This is a genomic window from Mesorhizobium sp. P3_A8 (assembly GCF_056402995.1).
The window spans coordinates 1-5,125 of sequence record NZ_JBFUGI010000032.1; the positions used below are offsets into that span (position 1 = coordinate 1).

General features: G+C 63.0%; 7 protein-coding genes and 1 pseudogene. 3 read left to right on the forward strand and 5 right to left on the reverse strand.

What is annotated here, in order from left to right; all coding sequences use genetic code 11:
* Nucleotides 1–113: pseudogene (locus tag AC1DX4_RS34870) on the forward strand (IS5/IS1182 family transposase); the annotation flags it as partial.
* A gap of 276 nt (nucleotides 114–389) precedes the next feature.
* Here AC1DX4_RS34870 and AC1DX4_RS34875 read toward each other — a convergent pair.
* The 5 genes from AC1DX4_RS34875 to AC1DX4_RS34895 all read right to left on the reverse strand — a co-directional run bounded on the left by AC1DX4_RS34875 (nucleotide 390) and on the right by AC1DX4_RS34895 (nucleotide 2,989).
* On the reverse strand, nucleotides 390–1,121 hold the full coding sequence (locus AC1DX4_RS34875) for a DUF72 domain-containing protein (protein ID WP_477224654.1): 732 nt from the start codon (nucleotides 1,119–1,121) through the stop codon (nucleotides 390–392).
* A gap of 49 nt (nucleotides 1,122–1,170) precedes the next feature.
* The gene (locus AC1DX4_RS34880) at nucleotides 1,171–1,662 is read right to left on the reverse strand and encodes an SRPBCC family protein (protein ID WP_477224655.1); all 492 of its coding nucleotides are present in this window, start codon (nucleotides 1,660–1,662) and stop codon (nucleotides 1,171–1,173) included.
* A 43-nt stretch (nucleotides 1,663–1,705) separates the two neighbouring features.
* Entirely contained in the window at nucleotides 1,706–2,152 is a 447-nt protein-coding gene (locus tag AC1DX4_RS34885) for an SRPBCC family protein (protein WP_477224656.1), read from the reverse strand.
* Nucleotides 2,152–2,469: an ArsR/SmtB family transcription factor gene (locus tag AC1DX4_RS34890; protein WP_477224660.1), complete on the reverse strand. Its 318-nt coding sequence runs from the start codon at nucleotides 2,467–2,469 to the stop codon at nucleotides 2,152–2,154. Before AC1DX4_RS34890 ends, AC1DX4_RS34885 begins: the two co-directional genes overlap by 1 nt.
* Nucleotides 2,470–2,563: 94 nt before the next feature.
* A complete protein-coding gene (locus AC1DX4_RS34895; protein ID WP_477224657.1) occupies nucleotides 2,564–2,989 on the reverse strand; it encodes a GNAT family N-acetyltransferase in 426 nt (141 codons plus the stop codon).
* A gap of 157 nt (nucleotides 2,990–3,146) precedes the next feature.
* On the opposite strand from AC1DX4_RS34895, the gene leuD reads away from it, so the two are divergent.
* Both leuD and AC1DX4_RS34905 read left to right on the forward strand, forming a co-directional pair.
* A complete protein-coding gene (gene leuD / locus AC1DX4_RS34900) occupies nucleotides 3,147–3,752 on the forward strand; it encodes a 3-isopropylmalate dehydratase small subunit (protein WP_477224658.1) in 606 nt (201 codons plus the stop codon).
* A 71-nt stretch (nucleotides 3,753–3,823) separates the two neighbouring features.
* Complete coding sequence (locus tag AC1DX4_RS34905) at nucleotides 3,824–4,753, forward strand: hypothetical protein (RefSeq protein WP_477224659.1); 930 nt, start codon at nucleotides 3,824–3,826, stop codon at nucleotides 4,751–4,753.
* Nucleotides 4,754–5,125: the final 372 nt, after the last annotated feature.

Consider the following 5,125-nt stretch of genomic DNA (forward strand, 5'->3'; position numbering starts at 1 on the left):
ACCGCATGAAGCTGACCACGATCCGCTATGTCGGGCTGGCCAAAGCCACTGCCCAGGTGACGTTAGCGGCGATTGCCTTCAACATGCGCCGATGGGCCGCCATCACAGGATAGGTGCGCCCGCAGTCCGGCCCCACGAGGCCGAACCGCCGCCCGAAACTCCAAACCAGACACAAGAACTCACGAATACGGGCGACATTCCCGCAATCCCGCTCTCATCCGCGCTCTGCTGCAATTACACAACAGGCCCGCAAGGGGGAGATCGGCGGCTTCGGCGGCCCGCCCATTCCTGCAATGCCGGAGAGTTAGCGAAAGTGGTTGTGAGCGTAATCTCCCTCCTTGCGGGGGAGATGTCCGGCAGGACAGAGGGGGGTGCTGTCCCGCCGGCGTCTAAGCAATCATCGCATCGACGGCCAGCGCGTTGCCAAGCGCATGGCCTGACGCCGTGTTGTCGAAAATGCCCCAGACCACGGCGCCCGAAGCGGCCGCTGCTTGCACCTGCCGGCCGATCCGGTCGAGGCTTTCGGTGTCGTAGTCCGAGTAATAGACGCGCGGCATTCCATGCCAGCGGAAATAGGCGAGGCCGGACCAGCCGCCTGGCACCGCCGCGGCCGGGACCGGAGCCGGGTCGGCGGCAACACGCGCGATCCGCCGGCCGGCCAGAAGCGCTTCCGCCTCTGCTTCGAACCAGCTGGGATGACGCGGCTCGCATGCCAGCCTGGCCTTTGTTCGCAGGCTCAGCATATCGAAGAAACCGCTCGCGACATCCGGCTCGAAGGGCAAGCTCGGTGGCAGCTGAATCAGAAGCACGCTCAGTTTTTCGCCGAGACCTTCGACCGACTGGAAAAAGGTGTCGGCAAGCGCATCGCAATCCACGAGACGATGCTCATGCGTCATCGCTTTCGGCGTCTTCACGGCAAAGCGGAAGTGCTCCGGTGCGGAGCCCGCCCAGCGTTCATAGGTCTCGCGGCGATGCGGTTTGTAGAAGGACGTGTCGATCTCAACGATCGGGAAACGCTGGGCATAGCGTTCGAGATGCGAGCCCGGCTGGGGCAAGTCTTCCTTGTATCGCGTCGGAATGCCCCAACCGGCCGTGCCTATGAAACATCCCTGCTTTTCCATGCATGGGATGTGGACCAGATGAGGTGCGGGTCAAGGCGGGACCCGCCGCCTAAGCCGCCGCCAGTCTCCCAGCCTCGACATAGGCCTGCAACCAGGCCAGCACCCGGCCCCAGCCCTCGGCATGTTCAGTCGCCGCTTCGCTCAGGCCGGCGAAACCGCCATGGCAGATGGTGAGGCGCGTGCCCCCGGCGATTGGCTCCAGCAGCCAGGCGACCGTGGTTTGCCGCCGGCCAAGCGTCGGGTGATCCCAGGCATAGGCCCGCGTCTGCACGATCCTGCGTGGCGCTTCGATCTCAAGGAATTCGCCGCTGGCCGGCAGGTCGCTGCCGTCAACTGTGCGGACAACAACAGTCCAGCGGCCGCCGACACGAAGATCGGCCGACCAGTCGGCCATCCGGTAGGTGTCGGCGGATCCCCACCATTGCTCGACTTCTTTCGTGACCAGCGCCGTGAAGACGCGTTCCGAAGGCGCTTCGATCTCGGCGGATGCCATGATCGTCTTGCCATTGGTCATGCTTCGTACCCTGGGAACGTGCATCATGGATGCCTCCAAAGATATTTGGTTCGGTATCGAAACGATCCTTTTATCCCTTTGACGGCGGGCGCTCGAACCCCTTGCCGGTCTCGAGCAGGCTTTTCAGGCTGGCCAGCACCAGCGGCCAGCCCTTGGCGACGTTGCCGATCAGCCTGTGCGGCCCGTCTGCTTCATGGGTGACGGCAAGCTTCATCAATTCGCCGTCCTGTTCGATGGCGAAGGTGCAGCGCGTGTAGCCGTCCTCCCTGATCTCCGGCATCCATTCATTGCGCCATTTGATGACCAGGCGTCGCGGCGGGTCGATCTCAAGGATCTCGCCGCTGTCGGCGACGCGGCCGTCTGGGAAGATCAGCTTCCAGCTGGCGCCCACCTTCCATTCGCTCTCCTGATAGGATGAGAGGAAGAACTGGCGGTTGAACTCCGGGTCGGTCAGCGCCTCCCAGAGCTTTTCGGCCGTGGTGCGGATGTAGGTCACGTAAACGAAGCTGTTGCTCATCAATCTTCCCTTTCGAGGCGTTTCTTCAGATTGCTCAATGCATCCAGCTGATGGCGCTCGAATTTGCCGATCCAGCGCTCGGCGATCTCGTTGATCGGAACCGGGTTGAGGTAGTGCTCCTTCTCCCGGCCCCGGCGGAGCGTGGAGACGAGGTTTGCTTCCTCCAGGATCGCCAAATGTTTGGTCACCGCCTGGCGCGTCATGGCCATCTCAGCGCACAGCGCGTTCAGCGTCTGCCCATTCCGGGCATGGAGGCTGTCCAGCAATTGCCGACGTGTCGGGTCGGCCAAGGCGCGAAAGACTGCATCCATGCTCATGGCTTCAATATGCAACCATTTGGTTGCATGTCAAGCGGACGGAGCGATCACGAAAAGTTGCCTGTTCGGAGGGCAAGGAGATCGGGGGAAAAAATCAGCCCTTCCGGGAGAACCAGAAGGCGTCGGCCATGCGTTTCATGCCGATGCGCTCGTAGAAGCCGACGGCGTCGGGCATGGAGATCAGGCTGATGGCAACCGACGGGCCGAGCTGCCGGCGTGCCTCGACCATCAGGCCCTTGCCGATGCCAAGCCCTTGCGCCGATTGGGAGACGGCGAGCTCGGAGATGTAGCAGACCCAGGAAAAGTCGGTCATCGCCCTGATGACGCCGATCAGCGGCTTGCCCTCGATGTCGAGGCGGGCGGTCAGCACCAGATTGGCGCCGGACAGCATCGCCTGCAGCCTGGCGGGATCATCGACAGGCCGTGTCTCGCCGAGGCCGGATTCCACCAGCACTTTGCGGAATTCGGCGATGCCGAGCGCCGGTTCGCTGTTGTAGAGGACGTGGGAGTTTTCAGCCATGCCGGTGAGAGTGCACCATCAGCCCGCGAATTCGAAGCCGCTTTCGCGGGGGTGCTCTTATGCCAGCGCGCACAAACAGTTGCCTTTTATTTGCCCGCGGCTTTGTGTAAACCGTGCCTCAGCAAACCCCCCCGAAACGAAAACACGGGCCAAAGCCATGGAAAAATTCAACAAGCTCACCGGCGTCGCCGCTCCGATGCCGATCGTCAATGTCGACACCGACATGATCATCCCGAAGGATTATCTCAAGACGATCAAGCGCACCGGGCTCGGCACCGGCCTGTTCGCCGAGATGCGCTATAAGGACGATGGTTCGGAAAATCCGGATTTCGTGCTCAACAAGCCGGCTTACCGCAAGGCGCAGATCCTGGTCGCCGGCGACAATTTCGGCTGCGGCTCGTCGCGCGAGCACGCGCCGTGGGCGTTGCTCGATTTCGGCATCCGCTGCATCATCTCGACCTCGTTCGCGGACATCTTCTACAACAACTGCTTCAAGAACGGCGTGCTGCCGATCACCGTCAGCCCCGAGGATCTGGAGAAGCTGATGGATGACGCCTCGCGCGGCTCCAACGCCACTCTGTCGATCGACCTCGAAGCCAAGGAAATCCGTGGCCCCGATGGCGGCGTCGTCACCTTCGACCTCGACGACTTCAAGCGGCACTGCATGCTCAACGGCCTCGACGATATCGGCCTGACCATGGAGAAGGCCGGCGCCATAGCTTCGTTCGAGAAGAAGAACGCCGAACAGCGCCCCTGGGCCTGAGCGGCACCATCCGAGATACAGGCCCGGCCCTTTCAGGCCGGGTTCGCGGCGACTGAACGGGAGGGACAGTCATGGCACGTTCGCTTCTTGCCGGCGTTTGCGGGCTGGCGTGGCTTCTGATGCCGGTGGCTGGCGTGCATGCACAGACCGACCTGGTGCTCGTGCCGGCTGCCGATGCGTCCGGCAAGACCGCAGATGTGTCGAGCACCGCCAATGCGGCCCTGACCGACAATGACAACCAGGGGCCGATACCGTTCGAGGGCGGCCAGCTGACCATCACGCAGCCGGAGCAGGATGGCGAGAAGGTGCTCGCCTATGACGGCAAGCAGCTGGCCAGCAACTACGATGTCTTCTTCGACAAGATCGTGAAGGTCGGCGACGTCAACGTGGCGCTGGTCGATGTCGGCGACGGCGGCAACCAATGCGGCCCGGCGAAGGTGATCGTGTGGAAGCCGGAAGGCGGCGAGATCCAGGCCACGACGGTCGAACAGGACGAATGCGGCGCCCCGCCGGCGGCAATTTCCGACAGCGCCATCTATTTCGTGCCCTATCTGCTGCCGGGCGATGAGAAGCCGGCGCTGCAGTGGTCGCCGACGGGTGGGCTGACCACCTCCGGCAATCTGACCTATATGCCGGAACCCGGGACCGACTGGAAAGACATCGACCCGACGAAATACGACAACATCATCGACGCCTTCCACAATGAGGCAGTCTACAAGGAAGCCGAAAAACTGCTCGGCAAGGACATGCCCGACATGGCGACCAGCCTGCTGGTCGGCGGCGGCACGGAAAGGACCGCGTCGGGCGCCTTCTACGCCAGCGGCTGCGTGCCGCATGACTGCGGCGGCAATGACGGTTTCATGGCGGTCGACCCGGCTCAGCACAAGCTCTACTTCGCCCGTCGCGGCGACAATGGCCAGCCGAATGCGTGGCCGGCGGTGGCGACATGGCCGGCCGATGTCAAGGAAGCGCTGGACAAGGCGCTGGGTTCGGCGAATTAGAGCATTAGCGTTGCGCGGCGCCCCCTGCGCTTTCGTCATCCACGGGCGGAGCGACGCGCAGCGGAGCGCAGACCCGAGGATCCATGCCGCGACAGTCGTCGAAGGGTGCAACGGAGCAGAATTCTGCACCGCTGCAACGCCTTGAAGTCGCGGCATGGATCCTATGGTCTGCGCCGCGTCGCTCCGCTCCTTGCTTCGCCATAGGATTGTTTGAGAAGGATCGGGTAGTTTGGCGGCCGGGACTGCGGCCCATCACAGCCAGCAGTCCCGGCGGCAGGCGACCGCCCTTAGGACCGGGTAACACCCGACGTCATCATGGTCCCTGCCGTCTTTGTCCGCCATCGCTTGGAGAGTTGATTGGCCGCTGGCTTG